Consider the following 19,087-nt stretch of genomic DNA (forward strand, 5'->3'; position numbering starts at 1 on the left):
CAGTAGGTTTTATGAGGTTAGAAATCTGCCTTAATACCAAGAGAGTAAGATCTAGGATTGGGAATTGCATAGCCACCTTTGCCTGTATAATCAGGATCTAGTCCTAGCTTGTTTGCGCGCCATAGAATACCGATATTATTAGCATAGCCATAGATTCTTAGATTAGTGAAAGGGAGTTTATGATTTGATCTTGGAAATGTGTAGGCCAATTGGATATCCTGAAGACGAATGTGATCACCTTTTTCAACCAGGATCTCTGAGTCATCATAGAACTGGTCCCTTCTTGAGTCTGCCGGGTATTGAAGTGCGGGGACAGAGGTGATTTTTTCATCACCTGGCTGTTGCCAGCGTTTAGTATAATCTGCCTGTTGATAGGCTAAACTGCTCGAATTAAAAGATCCCCGGCGGAAGTAATATCCAATTTTATAGGAAATGTTAATGGAAAGTTCTATACCCCTGTAGGCAAAATTATTACGGATACTTCCGAAAAGTTTTGGACTTGTTGTCCCTTTATAGATCAGTTCATTTAAATTGGTTGAATTTAGTATCCCTCCATAGTCCTCGCTAACTTTACCATTCAAAAACCCCTGTGGATTACCGGCAGAATCTAGCCCAGCCCATTTAAAGGCAAATAAAGCAGAGTAGGGTTTGCCCACTATAGGGTTTGAATAATTTTGTTCAGCATAATAGCTGTTAACCCCCGTTTGTAGCTTATAGTCAAGGATTTTATCCTTAACGTAGTTGAATAAGAGATTGGTAGTCCATTGGAAGGAGCCTTGGATATTGATACTGTTGAGTACAAGATCAATTCCTTTTGTCCTTATTTGAGCGGTGTTGCCTGTAAAGAGACCAATTCCAGTTTGTGGGGACATGGGGCTGTTCCCGATTAAATTGGTTCCTGTCTTTACATAATAATCGATACTGCCGGAGACAGTGTTGTTTTTGAAGCCAAAATCTAATGCGGCATTGATATTATGGATTTTTTCCCATGTCAGGTGAGGATTTGGAGGGTTAATAATTGCCTGCTGGGGAGCATCAAAGCGGTTTATTCTTGCTGTTTGTGCAGTTGTATAAGCGGAAAGGTTTTTGCTTAAATTTCCATTGTATCCATCTGTGATTCTTAGTCTCAGATAGGGAAGAACAGGTAGGATATTTTTGTAAAAAGATTCTTTACTTACATTCCAGCTTGCGCCGAATGAGTATAAAGGAACGCCTTTTTGGTTGGCATCAACTCCGAATAAATTAGACTCATCCCTACGGCCACTCACAGAGAGGGTATATTTTTCATTATAAGTATAGGCCGCATTAAGAAAATAGGAAATAAACCGATCGGTAATTCCTGTCTGTCCATATATATTGGGGATTTTTTGAATTCCGCCGCCAATTAGAGTTGGAAAATCAGTAAAATAGTCTACAGGAATATTAGTTGCATTATCCGTGTTATACCCATAGAGATTGTTGGTTATGGCGAAACTATTGTATTCTCTAAGTTCAAAGCCTCCTATCGCCGTAATTTCACTCATCCTTGATACCTGCTGATGATAATTAAGCTGAATACGTCCGGTGTTGCTTTTATAATCGGTGGATGTTCTGTTATACATATTTCCCAGCGGGATTGGGCGTATTACTTGCCCATTGCTGTCGATCCGACTGTACAAATTTATGAGCGAGCGCGTGGCATAGCTATTTTTATCGGTTGTGATATCCTGAACTATGGTTCCTTGTTGATAGAGGTAATTGAGTCCAAGTGATAGAACGTCGTGATATATCTTGTAGTTGATCCCCAGGTCTATCCGGTAGTCTGTTAGATTGGTTTTATTTCCTCTGTCTAAACGTTCATTGAGTGGATAGTAATTCCAATCCAGAATCCCGGAGTTTGCAAAGTTATCTTTTGATGCCTGGCGCCAATCCCGGATTACCGGTAGTGCCTTTCCATTTTGATCAATAATTTTTTCGTAGGGGAAAGCGGGCAAATAGGAGTTGGGGCTCGTTTCTGTTTTACTTTTTATAAAGAATATGTCAGTTGTAATGGCGAGACGGTCATTAAAAAGAGTATGGGTGTTTCTGGCATTAATGGTAAACCTATTATAGTCATTGGGGATTTGGCTTGCTATATTCCGGTCAAAACCACCAGAAATATAATACCTGTCATTGAGCGATCCTCCGGTAATGCTTAAAGAGTGCTGTTGATTGAGGCCCCTTTGGAAAAAATATTTGGAATAGGCATTTCTGTTATCGACCTGGGAAAGGGCTGAAAGCTGATCTTCAGCATCTTTGGGGGTAATGAGTCCTCTTTTTTGTTTATCGAGTATATCAACAATCGGTGACTGTACAAAGTAGGGTAAATAGGTTAGGAAGACATCATACCGCCCGTTATTAAAGTAATACTTTTCTAAATTGATATAGTCTTTGGAGTCAATTTGCGGAACTGCGTAAATATTTGGTTTATCCGTAATAGTTATGTTTGAATTAAGTTCAAGGGTTGGTTTTTGGCTGAGTTTCCCCTTCTTAGAGGTGAGCACAATAACCCCATTCCCTGCTCTTACCCCCCAAATAGAAGCTGCTGCGGCATCTTTTAGAATGGATATCGATTCAATATCGTTAGGGTTAATGTTGGCGGGATCTCCTTCATAGGGAAAATTATCCAAAATTATAAGAGGTTGGGTATTGGCAAATAAGGTACTTCGACCCCGGATACTTATAGAAGGATCGCCTCCATTATTGGGGTCCCCACCAATTCTGCCTGCCTGCTTATTGAAAATTGTACCACTGGTAACCCCGTCCAGGCGTGAGAGGACATCCGTACTAACACTTCGGTTAAGTAGTTTGTTGTCGATATAGGTAAAGGAGCCGGTCGCCCGCTCTTTGGGAATTTTCTGATATCCTGTAGATACAATTTCTACTTCCTTTAACTCATTTGGATCGGTGGCAAGTGTGACTTGTATCTGGCTATTTCCATTGGTGGGTATTTCCTTGTTATAGTAGCCGGTAAAAGAAACTTGTATAATGGATTGGGGCGGTAGATTAGACAGTGTAAAGTTTCCGGAAGCATCTGAGGTTGTTCCCATATTTGATCCTTTGAGCTTAACGGTGGCCCCAGGTAAAGGTTCTCCTTTGGAGTCAGTTATCCTTCCTCTTAGAATTGTAGGGTCCAGGGTATCCTTATGTTCTGTTACTACAGGTCTGCTGGAGATGGGGTTCCCCCTGCTGCTGATTTTAATAAACTTTCCACTTTCATCTAAACGCCAGCTGTATTTTTTACTGTCTAATAATAAAGATAGTGCCTGTTCAATGGAGACATTATTTACTTTAATGGTTCTCTTTTCATCTACATTTAATAAATTATTACTGTAGAAGAATGTAAGCCCTGTCTGTTTTTGCATACTTTGGAAAATCTCCCGCAGTTCTACATTGATAAAGCTTAGTGAAACGAGTTTGGTTGATATTGCTTCTTTCTTTTGAAAGGCAAGTGTAGGTCCTGCCATAATGAAGCATACTATAGCAATAACGGCTATACGATATTGAGATCTGGACATAAGAGTTACATTGGGTGCTTGAAAAATTCCACCTGCATGTCAATTTGAAATATTTCAGTCAAGTTTGCTAATTGTGTTCACTTCTGGGGAAAAAAAGCTGAAATGGACAAATCTTTCTGTTATAACACTTGTATGTTATAATTCTTAAGTCAAAATGAAAGTACTTATATAAATTTGATATTCCTGTTTTGGAAAAATCGTTAATGGTGGCGAATTGAGAAGGGGAATCTCAGTTTGTTAACGGCTCGTTAATACCTAGTGGTTGATTAATCTTCCTGATTTTGGGATAACAGTTTCAGTGAATACTTATCTATGGTCTGGGCGGAAACCTTGATTAATACAGAACTTTTCAGAATTGTTATACTTTATAAATCCACTTGCTTTTTTTTCTCGTAAATACAATTTGAACGACTGTTTGTATTTGAAAAATAGTCAGCTTGTTTGCAATTAATCTCGTATTTTGGGGTGATTTATTTTAAGAATTATTGATACCTGAATTGGTTACCTTTTTTTGTTAGTTTACTGTCGATAACCTATTGGTCAGTCTGGCCAATGCTTTGCCTCCCTCAGAGTACCACTTACCGGCTTACCAAATTACTTGTGATGTAAGATTGTTATTTATAGAATATGCGAGAGGATAGTTTTGAGATTCAACCATTAGATGCGCAGGAAACAGACCTGAGAGCTTTTAAGATGCTTTACGAGAAATATCGTAAAGCACTGCTCGTGTATGCAATGAAATATATAAAAGATGAGTCAGTCTGTTTGGAGCTGGTACAGGATGCTTTTATTTACTTATGGGAAAAACGCTTGGATGTTAAGGACCAAAATATTGGTTCCTATCTCTACTTATTTATCAAATCCAGGTCGCTGAATTATCTTCGTGATAACATCCGGTACATTGATTTATCAAACTCCAAGGAACGGGTTGAACATCCAGACTATGAGTTATCTGAGCAGGCCGATAGCTCTAACTTACTAAAGGAAGCACTTGCCAATATTCCCGCTAAAGTAACCCGTCGTGTTTTAGAACTGCGCTTTCTGCATGAGATGTCCTACAAAGAAATAGCCCAGGCGATGTCTATTAGCCTTAATGCCACTTACGTACACGTTAATGCGGGCCTTAAAATCTTGCGGAAAAGATTTAAAAAGTAGCACACATCCTTAAGATTTAAAAGAATTATGTGTTATATGGATATGGAAGAATTAAATATTCCAGGGTTGGATGATCTGGAGTGGTATTTTGCCCAAAAGTTGGTTGGTTCACTTAACGATAAAGATCTACAATATATTGATACGTTAATTGAACACAATGAGCAGGTTGGTGACTGGTGGCATGCCTACTGCAAAGAATTCAATCCCGATGATATCAACAATCAGTTTGCCAGGCTAGACCAGGTATCCTGGAAGCCCATTGGGGAATCAAGGTCCTCTGTGAGGTTGCAGCCAAAGATAGGGATGTCCGGTAAGAAACGCCTGGCTATCTATATTGCAGCTGCAATCGCCTTGTCGATCTTTCTCATTAAAGACCCAGCAGGTCTATTAATACCCAAAAGAGTAAATCCATCCATTCGCAGTCAGCTGTTAGAAGACAGGGTTGTTTTAGAACTTGCTGAGGGTCGTGTCATCGACCTCAGCAAGTTTCCTGAAAGCGACCTTAAAGGCATAACCTATGACAGCTTGGAAAATGTACTCACCTTTAACGCTATTGGAGCTTACGGTGGGCAGAGCATCGTAAAAGTTCCAGCCACCAAAAGTTTAACGGTGCTTTTATCTGATGGCAGTAAAATGCTCATCAACTCCGGGAGTGAAGTTAAGTTTCCTGCGGTATTCCCAATTGGAAAGAGGGAAATGCATGTTAAAGGGGAGATTTATTTAAGTGTAGCTAAAGACGAAAAAAGACCTTTTAAAGTGATAACGGATGCTGGTGAAGTACAGGTTTTGGGAACTGAGTTTAACCTGAACTCTTATAATCCGGAAGAGATGAAAGTTTCCCTGGTGAAAGGATCAATAAGAGTAGTGACTGGAGATCAGCAGAAGGTTATTAAACCAGGCACAACGGCAATGGCGAGAAAGGATGCGATTGATGTTCAAGTGGATAGCGACGGACGCCAAATAAGTTGGAAGGAAGGTTTATATTATTTTCAGGAATCGGATTTAAATGAGCTGCAAAATCTATTGAAAAGATGGTATAATGTAACGGTATATATAGATAACCACGGTCTTTCCAATCAGAAGATTACCGGGGTCATCGATAGAAATAAAGCCCTTAATGTCTTTCTGGATAACTTAACCGAAGTTACAACGATCAAATATGCGATTGATGCTGACCACAATGTTCATTTGCGTTGATTTTAAATAATTATGCCCTTTTATTGTAGGTCGCCGTTGGTCATAAACATAATCAGTTATGATAGACAAGCAACTCCTATCCCTCCTGAGAAGCGTCAGTATCGAAGAAGCTGCCGATTTTCAGGTTCCGCCTGCGCTCATCGATGTAATTCTAGTAAAGCAGGTTTTTAAATCTAGTAAACGATGTCTGGTAGAAGACTACCTTCAAAGTGGTGCCTTGTTCAGGTTTTTGAAAAACACCTACGGCCCGTTTGCTGTGCTGACAGATTTGGATCAACCAACGGTATGTTTTTCCAATGGTAGTTATATTGGAAGCGAGTTCTGTGATATAAGAGTTAGGATATGCCGTTGGGATGGGCTTATTTATCGGTGCGTCCACGGGATGGTCCCGGGGTTTAGAGATAAGCTCACTAAGGTATTATCCGAACGAATTTTATCCATCCTTGAGCCTTGTTATGCTTAATATACTGCTTTAGCTTCCGTTTGTTACTAAATAGATCCGTCATGACTCTTGAAAATACCATTGCCACCTGTAAGCTGATTTGTTACGAAGAAGCTGATCACTTTAAAGTTCCTCCTGCCCTTATTGAAATTTACCTGGTCCGTCAGCTTTATGCCCGGAAAAAGAAACGATTTATTGTAGATCCATTTCTCAAAGATGGCCCTTTGTTTAAGCTTTTAATGCAATGGGGCGGGCCATTTGTGGTTTTACAGGATAGACGCCTTCCTACACTATTATTTGAGGATGGCAGTCTTGTGGAGGTGAGCGGCCGGAGAAATCGAAATCCGCAGTACAATTGGGATGACTTTATACAAAACAGTTATATGGTTGTTCAGACGGAAACCAAAAGGCAAATTGAAAACCAGCTAAAGAAAAGAATAGATTCCCTTGATTTTGCTGAACAGGAATAATGGAATAGGAAGGTAAACCTATCTTTTTTTGAGATAATATGTCAATGTGAGTAAAGCGAAGTACTTCAAGGCGGTTGTTTGCGTGTCTTCAATAAATGTGTCTCCAACACTTCTTATGGTATTAACATTGCGGTTTAACAGATCAAAGACCTGTATTTTAAGCTGCCCTCTTTCTTCTTTTAGGAAAGATTTTGCCAGCATGCTATTAAGAATAAGCATTTCAGTGTTATACCCTTGCCCTCTGCCGGAGAGCTTATTATAAGCTAAATAGGCCCCTATTTTAAAACCTAAAGGAAGATTTAAGGTTCCGCTTACTGAAAACGAGTAATCAAAGTACCCGTATCGGCTGCTTTGATATGAATAATACATGTTAGTGTAAGTAGCATCAGCCTGGGCCATCAGTTCAAATAAATCATTCCGGGTATAGTTAAAGCCTAAACTTTGACGGAATATTCGTTTATGTATGATACCTGCCTGGCCATTAGTGAGTGCTATATCCCGTGTCAAATTGATTGAAGAACTGGTATTAACTGCAGTTTTTAAAGGTTTTATAGGAAGGCTTGTACTGAGATAAAGGCTGGTATATCTTGTTCCATTGACGTTAATCGGGCGCGATATCTGTTTTCCGGTAGAATCAAAGCTAATATCCTGACCGATCTGATTATGGAGTAATCCCTGGCTGGCGTAAAGGTTCAAACTCAATAAAGTGGTAGGATTAAAATAAGTCATGCTGATATTGAAATAATCCTGGGAACTGGCCTTTAGACCGGGATTCCCTTGCCGTATTAATAAGGGATTGGAGTTATCAGGCAGTGGCAATAAAGCATTAGGATCAGGAGGCTGTACATTGTGGCTATAGTCAAAATGGAGTCTGAAATATTGAGCTATCTGATAGTTTAAGACTGCTGTAGGAAAGAAATTAAAGAGATTTCTCCTTAATTCGGAAGGGCCAGGATTGATATGTGTAAAAAGTTGATTTTGTATGATGCCAATACCAAAAGAATAGTCCATTTTTTGTTTTTGGGTACGAAAACTCAGGTTGCCATAATGTGATACGACAGAACTTTTATATCCCCCGGACAAGGTATCTATCAACTGGTTATAACTCTCTTTTGGATCGCGAGCCCCAAAAACATTTTTCTGTGTCTTATTCCCCGACCAGGTGTACACATAAGAAACATCAAGAAATCGGTCGGGAGATATAGGCTGGGCATAGTTGATGGTAAACTGAAATGTACCATTGTTATTATGCTGGTGTACGAGTTGATACATACTATCTTTATGCGCCAGTCCATTTACATTGTGATAATTCGTTAATGAGTTGTTATAAGCCATCTGTGGATCAGAACCCCGGCTATAGTTGAACCCAGTTGTTAGGATCTGCCCCGGCCTTTTAAACTTTCTGATATAGGTCCAGTTGGTTAAGGCGTACCAAGGTTTTTGATTATTCTGGTTATTGACAGTGCCTGAATTAATCAGCATACCTTGTGCTGAGGCAGTTAGGAAACCATTATCTAAGTCCTGGTCTTTGATACTATAGGAGATGCGGTTAAGTACTGCTATGCTTGAAACAGAGTCAATGGTATATTTCAGCCTGATATCCACTGTATGGACTGTAGCTTTAATTTTGGAGAAAGCAGACTGCTCATTGTTAAAAGAAGAGTCTTTTAAGAAATTTTGCCTAGTCGATGTTGTTTTTATTGTGGTATTCTCTCCGGATAATAGGTAGCTGGCGGATACAGAAAGTTTAGGGTTAATATCTAAGTTGTAATTAAGGCCACCATTCCAGGAGGTAGTTTGGTTATTCCCATTTAGGAGTCTTATATTTTGATCAAAACTGGTAATATTGTCGGCTCCGGCAATGAAGGAAATTTGCTGGTGAGGCTCAAACTTGTTTAAAGAGGTCCTGCCTGTGAAGCGGCCCGAAGTACCGTAACCGGCAGTAACGAAACCTGTAACGGAGCTGTATAAGTCCTTTTTCAAGCTAAGGTTAATGGCCTTTTGGCTGGCCTGGTAGCCGGTAGTACTAATTTCTTCAGGGTCTTTACGGTCAATGAGCTGGATTTTCTCAATGGCGCCAGCAAGGATATTGTTAATCTTTGTAAGATCATTTCCAAAATAGGGCTTTCCATCGATCATGATCTGTTTTACGGCTACACCATTTACCGATATGGCCCCTTCAGGAGTAATTTGAACACCTGGAATTTTCCTAAGCAGCTCGGTTACTGGAGAAGTAGCGTTAGTTTTGTAATATCCTGCACTAAATTCCGTAGTGTCCTTTTTTAGCGATACTGGGGACCTACTTTCAATAATTTCGACCTGGGAAAGTTCAATACTCTTCCTTTTAAGATAGATTTCGGGCCATCGGGTCCCTTCAACGGTAACCTTGCATACAGCAGAGGACAGGTACCTAGGGTATCCAAGGGCTACGACAAAGATTTTATAGTCTCTTCCCGTTTCGGCCATCATATGAAAATCCCCCATTTCGGTAGTAAAATCAATATAGGGGGTCTTTGAGGAATCCTGGGCTAAAATTAAACCAATGGTAGCCCCTTGAACAGGTTTATGGGTATCCACATCCAATACACGACCGTGAAGCATTGCTTTTTGCTGCGGCCAGGCGGTAACAGACCACAAAATGGCTATTAAGAGCGTTGACAAGGTTTTCATTCCGAGAGCTTAGTCTGTTAAGATCGGAAAAGTGGTTGCAGCAGCATAGCAGTGCTGCCCTTGTCTCTATGAAAAGAAAATTTAAACTAAGGAAGTTGCTGAACAGGGTAAATCAATGACTTTTTAATCGTTAGCCATACTACTTTCTAGCCTATACCCATCAATTTTTTGGGATACCCTGCCACCACATTAGATTTAACTCGTAGAATGCGGCTCTTCTCATTTTACCAGGGAAGTTAAAATTGGAATATATATCTACAAGTTTATCTCTGGCTTGGGTAGCAAGCATTGTTATTGGAATTAATCTGCGTATAGATTTTCTAGGGTTCTTTATCTTTCTTTTATAAAATTTCATGATATGATTTTCAGAGAAGTAATTTAGGGGATTATAAGGAAACAAAAAAATATGGCTTACTGTTAAAGTAAGCCATTGATGGAATTGTTATCCAGTAGTTCTACAGTGCTTCTATAGCCCGGATGATAAGAGGGAGTATATTTTATGTACCCGAATTCCTGGAGTTGCTTGAAGTATTTATGGTAAGTCGGAGAAGTTTCAATATGTGAGACTGCCATGAGTTTACTCCTGCTCACCCGGATTATTGTACTTTCATTCTGTGTATAGGCCAACTGAACCAGTGCATGTAAAAGTGCTAGGTGCCAGACATTGAGTCTTACGTCTTTGGTGATATGGTTTAGAAAAACCATCCACCTTTCTGTGTTATCGTTTCTCATCTTCAAAAAGTTTTACCAGGTCCTTTCTGTTGTAGTAGTATGATCCCATCACTTTTCGAAAACGAATTTTTCCAGAAACCCGAAGATTCTGAATAGTAGCCGGTGAGATATTCAGAATGTTTCGGATAGATTTACTTCTAAGCCATTCCTGCTGCAGTTCCTGTGGTTTATCATTGGACTGTATTTGAACTTTCTTTTCTATAAGCATTTCAATGTCGTGTAGTAATTGCATACTGAATTGCCGTAGATCATCTTTTGTAATTGGTTCCATTTCTAATTGTTTTAATTAGAATAAATGTAGTCGTAAGAAAAGGCGAATGAGGATATCGGTCCGGCTGTGTCGCGGAAAGGCAGTCTATGGCTAAGAATCGGTGTAATGAAGGCTAAAAACCAATACTATTAGGTATCACATTAGCGATTCGCTGATATTGGAGAAATGGATTGCTTACAAAGTAATTTATTAGTATTTTTGAAAGACGGCCCGGATTGTATAATCCAGGCTCTGAATTTTCCTTCTGCAAAGAAATAATTTAATAGTCTAAGAATCGATGAGTGGAGCAATAGGTGCTTTTGATACGATCGTAATTGTGGGTGTCATACAAGGAATAGTGGCAGCCGCTGTAGTCGGATTCCATCCCTCAGGATCGGCAGGTAAGAAATTATTATCCGCCATATTAATAACATTGGCACTATTAAATATCAAAATCTTACTGCATACTCTTGGTCTATGGCAATATCCAGGATGGCATTATTTCCCACTGGCTATTGATACGCTGGTTCAGCCCTTGTTTTACTTGTATACCTGCTCCCTTACCGTAAAGAATTTTTCAATCAACCGCAGGCAATTCTGGCATTTTGCACCGGTGATAGTGTTTCAACTCCACGCTGTTATAGTCTACATGATCAGCCTTTCACAGCCGGGTATTAAAGATCTTGGTTCTGAACGATACCTGTTTTATAATGCGGTTAAATGGATGGAAGATGTAGCCGCTCTTTTTTCTGCAGGTATTTATTGGTATCTGAGTTTCAAAAAAACGCAAACCTATCGCAGATGGTTATTTTCAAGTCAGTCCGCGACCCAATACTTAGAGCTTACGTGGCTTAGAAACCTTTTAATTGGCACTGGTATATTAGTAGCCGCATTATTCTTATCCTCACTGCCATCTAATATTCTGGGACGTACAGATTCATTTGCTTATCTGGAATTTTTCTACATCTATATTACCGTGCTGATTTATTTTCTTTCATTTCGTGGCTACAGGATTATATTGACTTCCGAAGTGCAGGTTGTAAGGCTTTCAGGGGAAGGAGTTGCAGAACAGAGAGAATCGGAAGACCTTCCCGATATCGTTGAAAAAGATATTGAAGTCGAAAAGGACTTTTCAGATATTCAGCAAGCATTAACAGAGGTCATGGAGAAGCAGCTTTTATTTCTGGAACCGGAGTTAAGTCTGAAGGACATTGCCAAAACAATAGGTTTTCCTGTAGGAGAGGTTTCCGCAGCCATCAATGCCGGATTCGGACTCAATTTCCGGACTTGGGTGAATGGTTATAGGGTGAGCGAAGTTAAAAAAAGGCTCGATGATCCGGAGTATAAACACCTTAGTCTTACCGGTATTGCTTTTGAATGCGGTTTTAATTCTGAAGCCAGCTTTTATCGTATTTTCAGACAACATACAGGCCACTCTCCTAAATCCTTCCTACAGGAAATTAAACGTAAGCATTAAAAAACTCTCAAAAGATGTTCTGAGTGGGTTTATTTGCACTCAATAATGTTCTGAGTGGGGCAGGCTTTGCGGATATTGTTTATTTGCACCCAATAAATAATATTCCTATGAAATTAATACCGTTATTATCCGCGATCTTTTTGATGATCTGTAATACAGGATATTCCCAGATTAGTGCAGAGCAAATTCCTGCGCAACAACCTGTGATGTTGAAAGCCTCCTTTTTACTGAAGACCAACTGGGACCAATGGGGGACTTATACCAAGTATACCCCGGAAAGACATGTTCTGGGCTGCTGGAGTACTGCCTTATCACAGATCCTTTATTACCACCGCTTAAAACCTTACGGCGTAGTTACCTATAGCTGCTCTAAAGGATATGTTATTAAAGATACATTATCAAGCTATCCACTTTCCTGGAAGAATTTTTCGCCCAGTATAGATGACCAAAGTCCTATGGAAACGATAGATGCCGTGGCTCGCTATTCTTATCTTACGGCTCTTGCTATTCGTAAGGATTTTGGCACTTCAAAATATTTGGAAATGGTGAACCCTGCTCCTTTTGTGACCAGGCACTTTGCCTGCAAGGCTACTTTCTATGGCAGCTTCACCGGGGATATTCCTTTTTCGGCGGAGCAAATGAAGGGTATTGCCCAAAAAGAACAAATAGAGCATCTCATTGGCAAAGACCGTATCATGCTTTTGATTCAAAATGAGATCAGAAATAAAAGACCAGTATATTTTCATATGGGAAATTTCACCAGCTATGGTCACTCGACGGTAATAGATGGATATTTGAAGAAAGATGATATATTTTATGTGCATATCAATTATGGTGCGGGTGGTTTCCGCACCGGCTGGTATAATTTGTTTAAGCCTATTGATGTGGAAGATGATATCCGTCTACGGGCATTCATAACGATTGAGCCACTGCAAAAGAAAAATACCTAAAAACAAAATGCATTGAACACCTGATTAAATTGAGTATTGCATTAGCTTTCATCTATAAAATAACAAAATGAAATGATCTTCACGGACCTATATACACATTATGCTTTGACTTAGATCCATAGATTCAGTGAAGATCTTTTTTCTCTCTTTTAGGTGGAGGAGGATGACTGTTTTAGCCTTATTCTTAGCTTTTTTTGGTTGAGATCGGATATTCTGTTAAATCTGGCACTAATAGAGTGAAAGATGACATAAATTAACCGATGCTATAATAATTGTCGGGGACAGAGGATATTAGAAGCGGCAAAAGATCTCTCGTACCAGCTCTGCTCAAAGATAGGCCCATAGAAATTGCATTTTATTAAATTCACTAGTATGTGAATAATTTATTTCAAAATGAAACATTAACAATAATAAATGACCCTATATGTTTGCATAACCCATTAAATTAAGATCCATGAAACCTATATTCAGAAATACGCTACAAACTTTGAAGGACGAAGAAGCTAGAATTACCTTAGCCCCTGAGCGCGTGGTAACGGAATCCAGGAGTATGGTTAGTATTCTGACCGAGCATCTTGAAAAGTTGAAAGAACATGTACTTAAACATGGTTTTGAGGAGCCTGGTGATGAAATTAAATTCTTCAGGAGTATTAAACCTTCGCTTTTGGGAAAACTGTTTTATTATAATAAGATCTTTAAGATTGAATCTGGCCGGCCAATCGAGGTGGGTAATGTTTCCCGGAAGTACTTTAAGAATAAACTAGAGAAATTGGAATCTTACTATATAGAGGAAGTTACAGGAACTGATTTTTATAAGTATTATCGCTCGGAGAGTTCAGAAAAAGACGGATTGTTCTTTGTGCGAGGGCAACTTGATTTGCTTCCAGGTACATGCAGTCGTTTCTTTGACGCTGACCATCGTTTTTCAACCTATTATGATTATCAGGCAGCTAGAATCATAGAATGTGAATTATTGTATGAATATCTCCATCTACGTTTTTCCGGGCTGTACGACCAATCTGGTAATCTACCGCCGGAAGGTCCTTGGGATAATAAAATTGTTTGGACTGAATCCAAGAATGCACTCATTGAGCTCATCTATGCTCTTCAGGCATCCCGCTCGGTCGGATATGGCAAAATTAGTATCCGTCAATTGGTATCAGTTTTTCAAATGTTATTTAATATTCAATTGGGGGATGCTCATCATGCCTTTCATCGTATGAAATTTCGCAGCGATAACACTTCGTATCTGGATCGTTTGAAATCAAGCTTTAAGTCCCAGTTAGATAAGGATTTATAATTGGAATATTCGATTTCTTGTGATGTCATCATTTTTCAGTGCTGTGCCTATCCTGTATATTCAATTGACATCCCATTCTGTTTCTTTCCCTTATTCTTTCCCAAATATTTTCTGTCAAACTTGTTATTGCGTTATATCAATACTGCTGTAGGAGATTTTTATTTTCAGTAATGATCTATGCATTACGTTTGACCATTCTTGACAACGAACTGTAGGAGATGTTGAGGGATGGTGAGAAATAAACCCTTTATTCATACCGATTTACAAGAAATGAAATTTAACATATAAAAAGAATGTACAATTAATAGGGTGTATATTCTGGCGGTACAGTTAAATTATTTTCTCCCATAACTTGGTCATTAAGTTGGGGTAAACTTGGTTTTAAACGGTATGGATTACTGGGAATTTTGCTATAAGTAAACCCCGTAATCATGAACATTGACAAAATGGAATTTGTAGCTTGGATGGAAAGGATTTTAACCCGCCTTGACATCCTGGCAGAGCAGCTAAGATCCTCTGATAAGCGGTACCATTTAATAGATGGCGAAGAGCTTTTGGATAATCAGGATGTACTTCAGATCCTTAAGATAAGCAGCCGGTCCTTGCAGCGCTACCGCGCTTCAGGCAAGCTTCCTTATTACAGAATGAGTGGCAAACCCTATTACAAGCTTTCCGATGTACACCAATTTATCAGAGATGGGCTTTCGCATTCTGTAGGAAAGGCTTCCACATGACTATAACTCCTGGACTGAATATTACGTTGCACATCATTTGAGAGATTGCTTTGTACCTATTCACCCTAACTAATATAAAGAACTTATGAAAAAAAAATCCCTACAAAAAGAGCTGAAGGCCATAGCGCAACAGCTGCAAGAAATACGTTTGGTACTTGAAAAAGGAGAAAAACCGACTGTAGTCGGGAATTCCCCCAAAGGTGCAAAAGATAATCGTTCTGAAAATCGGAAATATATCATCGATGATGAGCCTCTTTTGAATAATCAGGAAGCCTGCAATATTCTTCAGATCAGCGGGCGCTCATTACAACGGTACCGAATCTCCGGAAAGCTTATGTATTATATACTTGGCGGCAGCGCTTATTACAAGGTATCCGATGTGCAGCAGTTTATGAAACAGAGATACTCCCATAATAAAGAAGATTGTCCACCATCGACCCTTTAAGCGCCTTTTCCGGACAAAAGTAGACAACACATCTAAGGAGATCCTCATCCAGATTACATTCGTGTCAAAATCGTGAAATAATGGAAGACGAAAATTTAGAAGAAAGGACTCCGGATATATCCGGTCAATTAAATGAGATCCTTTTGGTTCTTGATAAAATTGAGAAAAAGATCTCAGCTGTTAAGGAAATAGACAAGGATGGTGGGCTGAAAAAAAGCAATGTGGAGAAGAAGAACCAGGCTGAATTTATGCGTGTGGATATGAACGGGGATGCATTCACCAATTTCTTTACAAACTTTTTGCGGCAGCTTAAAGACCCAACGCGTTTTTCCTTCTTAAAAGTTCCTTTGAACTCAGTTTTTGAAGTTGCGGAGAAATTACAGGCACATATTCATACTCCAACAAAAGAAGGAGAAGAGCTTTTCAATAAATATCAGGCGAAAGAAACACAGGAACATCAACAAAAAAAAGTCAATACAATGGAAACAACCACAACAACCACAACAGAAGCTAAAGTAACAGCCCCGGAACCAGGCGGATACCGCTATAAAGCCGAAGACATCGATTGGAGTTCACTCACGAATCTTGGCTGGACCAGGGAGGAACTGGAGGAAACTAATCTTCTGAATTCCCTTTTAAGGGGATACAAAACGAATGATCTGCTTCCGATAACCATAAAAGTCGGAGAGCATGAAATTGAGACTGACGCAAAGCTCTGGCTTGAAGCCAAAAATGATGGCCGGGCAGAATTTAAATTTCTTTGTAAGAAAAATGAAATCGACTTAGATACAAAGTTCTTGGGTCATGATTTCACGCAGGAAGACAAAGCGAATTTATTGGAAAGGGGAAATATGGGGAGGATCGTCAATTTATTAACAGAAGGCAATAAAGAAGTTCCTCATCTGATAAGCCTGGATGAGAAAACAAATCAGTTAGTCTCATTTCCTGTTTCCCATATACAAATTGATGATGTCATCAAAGGGGTAACCCTTTCAGCGGAGCAAAAAAATACTCTTTTAGAAGGAAAGCCAATTTACCTTGAGGGAATGATGTCAAAAAGAGATAACCTTTTCGATGGGGAAATTCAGTTTAACGCATTTAAAGGACATCTGGAATTTTTCTTTGACAAGAATCAGTCCCACAGAGAAAAGCAGGGAAATACTCAGGCTGATAATCAGCAAATTCCTAAGTCCTATAGAAGAAAAGAGTTTACCTATGACCAGTATAATAAACTTGCAGCCGGTCAGACCGTTTATATACCAGATTTTAAAGATGCTGGTGGCCAGGCATATCCTGGGTTTGTAAGTTTTAATAAAGAAACTGGACAAATGGATTTTTCATTTAAAGATCCCGATAAATTTAAACGTCAGGCAGCGACTAACAAGCTTCAGGAGCCGTTGAAACCGGGCCAGCAAACCCCTCAAGATGCAAACCAGAAGCAGGAAAAACCTGAAAAGAAATCCAGAGGTAGGAAGGTGTAATAACCCATTAAAGAGAAATTGTATGAAGGCAGTGATTGCGGAAAAGCCAAGTGTAGCCAGAGAGATTGCTGCACTTTTAGGGGCTACCGAAAAAAAAGAGGGTTATTTTGAAGGAGGGGGCTATCTGGTCACCTGGGCATTGGGGCACCTGGTCGCCCTGGGTATGCCGGAAGATTATGGGGTTACAGGTTTCAGGCAGGGATCTTTACCGATCCTGCCTGATCCTTTTGTACTGACCGTAAGGAAAGTAAGGAAGAATAAAGCCTATGAGCCGGATGGAGCAGCTTTAAAGCAGCTCAAGGTTATCGAAAAGGTGACTAAAAGCTGTGACAGTATTATTGTTGCCACGGATGCGGGAAGAGAAGGTGAGCTGATCTTTCGCTATATTTACCAGTATCTGAAATGCACCAAACCGTTTGAACGGCTTTGGATAAGTTCCTTGACGGAGAGAGCGATCAGACAGGGTTTTGAGAATCTTAAACCTGGTAGTGATTTCGATGGTCTTTATCATGCGGGACGAGCCAGAAGCCATGCCGATTGGCTTGTTGGGCTCAATGCTTCTCAGGCATTGACCATTGCGGCAGGCAGCGGAATATACTCATTAGGTCGGGTGCAGACACCAACCCTTGCCCTGATTTGTACTCGTTATCTGGAAAACAAAAATTTTCAGGTCCACAAATACTGGCAGCTTCAGCTGCTGCACCGCAAGGAGTTCATGGACTTTAAGAGCCTATCAGTTAATAAATGGGACGATGTAAAGAAGGCAGAAGATGTGCTGAAGGCAGTAATACGTAATGGAGTTGCAACGGTTAATAAAGTTGACAAGAAAACGGTCACTGAACAGCCTCCATTGCTTTTTGACCTTACCGGGCTCCAGAAGGAGGCTAATAAAATCCTGGGCCTTTCTGCTGAAGAAACCCTGAATATTGCGCAGGACCTGTATGAGAATAAATTCATCACTTATCCCCGTACCGGAAGTAAATATATTCCTGAAGACGTTTGGCCACAGATTCGTGCCATGATCAGAGCCCTGGAAGAAAAGCCAACCTTAAAAGAAGCCGTTAAAAAGGTCAATTGGGGAGCTTTTAATAAACGTATCGTAAATGATGTAAAAGTTACGGACCATCATGGGTTACTGGTTACGGAGAAAGTCCCTGTTGAGTTACCTGCAAAAGAGAATGCTATTTATGACCTGATTGCTCTTCGCTTGCTGGAAGCCATTGGTCAAAGCTGTCAGAAGGAAATAACCGATGTTACGCTGCAGGTGCTGCATTATGATTTTGCTGTGAAAGGCTGCCGGGTAACAGAACCAGGCTGGCGCAGCATTAAAGGGAGTTTTACAGATGAAGAAAATGATCCGATCGACCAGCTCCCGGAACTTCATATTGGGGACGAACTTAAAATCGGACGTGCCGGTGTGTTGGAAAAGAAAACAAAGCCACCTGTACTTTATACTGAATCAAGCCTGCTTTCGGCAATGGAGAATGCAGGCAGGGAAATAGAAAATGAAGATGAACGTAAGGCGCTACAAGGCATTGGTATTGGAACACCTGCCACCCGCGCAGCAATTATTGAAACGCTTTTTGATCGTGGATATATGGTTAGGGAAAAGAAGTCACTGATCCCGACAGATAAAGGTTTGCAGGTATATGGCTGGGTAAAGGACAAAAAAATTGCTGACGTTTCAATGACAGCGGAATGGGAATTGGTTTTGTCCAAGATTGAAAATAAAGAAGCCGATGGACAGGTTTTCGAAAAAGAGATGAAGACCTATGCCGGGACTATTACTGGTGAGCTGTTGGCTTTATCAGCTTCTATAGAAAAGCCATCGAATCTTCTGTGCCCCAAGTGTAAAAAAGAGCATCTTCTCGTGCGGGATCACCTGGTAAAATGTCCTGATGAATCCTGCAAATGGATTCAGTTCCGAAAGATCTGCGGGGTAGTAATATCTAACACAGATATTGAAAACCTCGTTACCAAAGGAAAAACAGGGCTGATTAAGGGGATGAAGAATAAGACAGGGAAAAAATTTGATGCGTATCTTGTCTTAAATGATAAAGGAGAATCTTCATTTGAGTTTGAAAAAAGAATGTCATAAAAAATGACATACGGCAGAATTGCCAAGAAAGACCAAAATAAATAGAAATGATAAAGGTTCTTAATCTCTATGCGGGCATCGGTGGTAACCGGAAGCTATGGAAGGATGTAGAAATTAAATGAGTCATTTATTCTCTCTTGAAATATAATT

The 19,087-nt window shown here is 39.9% G+C and carries 15 protein-coding genes; 11 read left to right on the forward strand and 4 right to left on the reverse strand.

Features of this window, described 5'->3' with window-relative positions:
* Nucleotides 1–17: 17 nt before the first annotated feature.
* Complete coding sequence (locus ACTJIP_RS08605) at nucleotides 18–3,536, reverse strand: SusC/RagA family TonB-linked outer membrane protein (RefSeq protein ID WP_440704377.1); 3,519 nt, start codon at nucleotides 3,534–3,536, stop codon at nucleotides 18–20.
* A gap of 627 nt (nucleotides 3,537–4,163) precedes the next feature.
* Between ACTJIP_RS08605 and ACTJIP_RS08610 the strand changes: the two genes are divergently transcribed.
* The 4 genes from ACTJIP_RS08610 to ACTJIP_RS08625 are packed head-to-tail and all read left to right on the forward strand — an operon-like array spanning nucleotide 4,164 to nucleotide 6,800.
* Nucleotides 4,164–4,691: a sigma-70 family RNA polymerase sigma factor gene (locus tag ACTJIP_RS08610; RefSeq protein WP_440704378.1), complete on the forward strand. Its 528-nt coding sequence runs from the start codon at nucleotides 4,164–4,166 to the stop codon at nucleotides 4,689–4,691.
* A 36-nt stretch (nucleotides 4,692–4,727) separates the two neighbouring features.
* Nucleotides 4,728–5,888, forward strand: a complete 1,161-nt coding sequence (locus ACTJIP_RS08615; RefSeq protein WP_440704379.1) for a FecR family protein — start codon at nucleotides 4,728–4,730, stop codon at nucleotides 5,886–5,888.
* 58 nt (nucleotides 5,889–5,946) lie between these two features.
* Nucleotides 5,947–6,351 (forward strand): hypothetical protein, encoded by a 405-nt coding sequence (locus tag ACTJIP_RS08620; protein ID WP_440704380.1) that lies wholly within the window; start codon nucleotides 5,947–5,949, stop codon nucleotides 6,349–6,351.
* Between the two features lie 41 nt (nucleotides 6,352–6,392).
* Nucleotides 6,393–6,800, forward strand: coding sequence for a hypothetical protein (locus ACTJIP_RS08625; RefSeq protein WP_440704381.1), 408 nt, complete (start codon nucleotides 6,393–6,395; stop codon nucleotides 6,798–6,800).
* A gap of 18 nt (nucleotides 6,801–6,818) precedes the next feature.
* On the opposite strand, the gene ACTJIP_RS08630 is transcribed toward ACTJIP_RS08625, so the two are convergent.
* From ACTJIP_RS08630 to ACTJIP_RS08640, 3 genes are all read right to left on the reverse strand, one after another.
* Nucleotides 6,819–9,470: an outer membrane beta-barrel protein gene (locus tag ACTJIP_RS08630; RefSeq protein ID WP_440704382.1), complete on the reverse strand. Its 2,652-nt coding sequence runs from the start codon at nucleotides 9,468–9,470 to the stop codon at nucleotides 6,819–6,821.
* Between the two features lie 417 nt (nucleotides 9,471–9,887).
* Entirely contained in the window at nucleotides 9,888–10,202 is a 315-nt protein-coding gene (locus tag ACTJIP_RS08635; RefSeq protein ID WP_440704383.1) for a hypothetical protein, read from the reverse strand.
* Entirely contained in the window at nucleotides 10,189–10,473 is a 285-nt protein-coding gene (locus ACTJIP_RS08640) for a helix-turn-helix domain-containing protein (protein ID WP_440704384.1), read from the reverse strand. Before ACTJIP_RS08640 ends, ACTJIP_RS08635 begins: the two co-directional genes overlap by 14 nt.
* 277 nt (nucleotides 10,474–10,750) lie before the next feature.
* On the opposite strand from ACTJIP_RS08640, the gene ACTJIP_RS08645 reads away from it, so the two are divergent.
* The 7 genes from ACTJIP_RS08645 (at nucleotide 10,751) to topB (ending at nucleotide 18,937) form a co-directional block, all read left to right on the forward strand.
* Entirely contained in the window at nucleotides 10,751–11,929 is a 1,179-nt protein-coding gene (locus ACTJIP_RS08645) for a helix-turn-helix domain-containing protein (RefSeq protein WP_440704385.1), read from the forward strand.
* Nucleotides 11,930–12,135: 206 nt separating this feature from the next.
* Nucleotides 12,136–12,879 carry a C10 family peptidase gene (locus ACTJIP_RS08650; RefSeq protein ID WP_440704386.1) on the forward strand — a complete coding sequence of 248 codons (744 nt, stop codon included), beginning with the start codon at nucleotides 12,136–12,138 and terminating at the stop codon, nucleotides 12,877–12,879.
* Between the two features lie 454 nt (nucleotides 12,880–13,333).
* Nucleotides 13,334–14,179: an RteC domain-containing protein gene (locus ACTJIP_RS08655; protein WP_440704387.1), complete on the forward strand. Its 846-nt coding sequence runs from the start codon at nucleotides 13,334–13,336 to the stop codon at nucleotides 14,177–14,179.
* Nucleotides 14,180–14,610: 431 nt separating this feature from the next.
* Nucleotides 14,611–14,913 carry a helix-turn-helix domain-containing protein gene (locus ACTJIP_RS08660; protein WP_440704388.1) on the forward strand — a complete coding sequence of 101 codons (303 nt, stop codon included), beginning with the start codon at nucleotides 14,611–14,613 and terminating at the stop codon, nucleotides 14,911–14,913.
* Nucleotides 14,914–14,998: 85 nt separating this feature from the next.
* A complete protein-coding gene (locus ACTJIP_RS08665; protein ID WP_440704389.1) occupies nucleotides 14,999–15,358 on the forward strand; it encodes a helix-turn-helix domain-containing protein in 360 nt (119 codons plus the stop codon).
* 80 nt (nucleotides 15,359–15,438) lie between these two features.
* Complete coding sequence (locus ACTJIP_RS08670; protein ID WP_440704390.1) at nucleotides 15,439–16,839, forward strand: DUF3945 domain-containing protein; 1,401 nt, start codon at nucleotides 15,439–15,441, stop codon at nucleotides 16,837–16,839.
* Between the two features lie 22 nt (nucleotides 16,840–16,861).
* Nucleotides 16,862–18,937, forward strand: coding sequence for a DNA topoisomerase III (gene topB / locus ACTJIP_RS08675; RefSeq protein ID WP_440704557.1), 2,076 nt, complete (start codon nucleotides 16,862–16,864; stop codon nucleotides 18,935–18,937).
* Nucleotides 18,938–19,087 lie beyond the last annotated feature (150 nt).

It is taken from the genome of Chryseobacterium sp. 22543, assembly GCF_052044565.1.
GTDB lineage: Bacteria > Bacteroidota > Bacteroidia > Flavobacteriales > Weeksellaceae > Chryseobacterium.

What these genes read in the sequence shown, in the direction of transcription:
- ACTJIP_RS08665 (WP_440704389.1), top strand. Translation starts at nt 14,999, where the DNA reads ATGAAAAAAAAATCCCTACAAAAAGAGCTGAAGGCCATAGCGCAACAG.
- topB (WP_440704557.1), top strand. Translation starts at nt 16,862, where the DNA reads ATGAAGGCAGTGATTGCGGAAAAGCCAAGTGTAGCCAGAGAGATTGCT.
- ACTJIP_RS08625 (WP_440704381.1), top strand. Translation starts at nt 6,393, where the DNA reads ATGACTCTTGAAAATACCATTGCCACCTGTAAGCTGATTTGTTACGAA.
- ACTJIP_RS08620 (WP_440704380.1), top strand. Translation starts at nt 5,947, where the DNA reads ATGATAGACAAGCAACTCCTATCCCTCCTGAGAAGCGTCAGTATCGAA.
- ACTJIP_RS08610 (WP_440704378.1), top strand. Translation starts at nt 4,164, where the DNA reads ATGCGAGAGGATAGTTTTGAGATTCAACCATTAGATGCGCAGGAAACA.
- ACTJIP_RS08615 (WP_440704379.1), top strand. Translation starts at nt 4,728, where the DNA reads ATGGATATGGAAGAATTAAATATTCCAGGGTTGGATGATCTGGAGTGG.
- ACTJIP_RS08630 (WP_440704382.1), bottom strand. Translation starts at nt 9,470, where the DNA reads ATGAAAACCTTGTCAACGCTCTTAATAGCCATTTTGTGGTCTGTTACC.
- ACTJIP_RS08605 (WP_440704377.1), bottom strand. Translation starts at nt 3,536, where the DNA reads ATGTCCAGATCTCAATATCGTATAGCCGTTATTGCTATAGTATGCTTC.
- ACTJIP_RS08660 (WP_440704388.1), top strand. Translation starts at nt 14,611, where the DNA reads ATGAACATTGACAAAATGGAATTTGTAGCTTGGATGGAAAGGATTTTA.
- ACTJIP_RS08670 (WP_440704390.1), top strand. Translation starts at nt 15,439, where the DNA reads ATGGAAGACGAAAATTTAGAAGAAAGGACTCCGGATATATCCGGTCAA.
- ACTJIP_RS08655 (WP_440704387.1), top strand. Translation starts at nt 13,334, where the DNA reads ATGAAACCTATATTCAGAAATACGCTACAAACTTTGAAGGACGAAGAA.
- ACTJIP_RS08645 (WP_440704385.1), top strand. Translation starts at nt 10,751, where the DNA reads ATGAGTGGAGCAATAGGTGCTTTTGATACGATCGTAATTGTGGGTGTC.
- ACTJIP_RS08635 (WP_440704383.1), bottom strand. Translation starts at nt 10,202, where the DNA reads ATGAGAAACGATAACACAGAAAGGTGGATGGTTTTTCTAAACCATATC.
- ACTJIP_RS08650 (WP_440704386.1), top strand. Translation starts at nt 12,136, where the DNA reads ATGTTGAAAGCCTCCTTTTTACTGAAGACCAACTGGGACCAATGGGGG.
- ACTJIP_RS08640 (WP_440704384.1), bottom strand. Translation starts at nt 10,473, where the DNA reads ATGGAACCAATTACAAAAGATGATCTACGGCAATTCAGTATGCAATTA.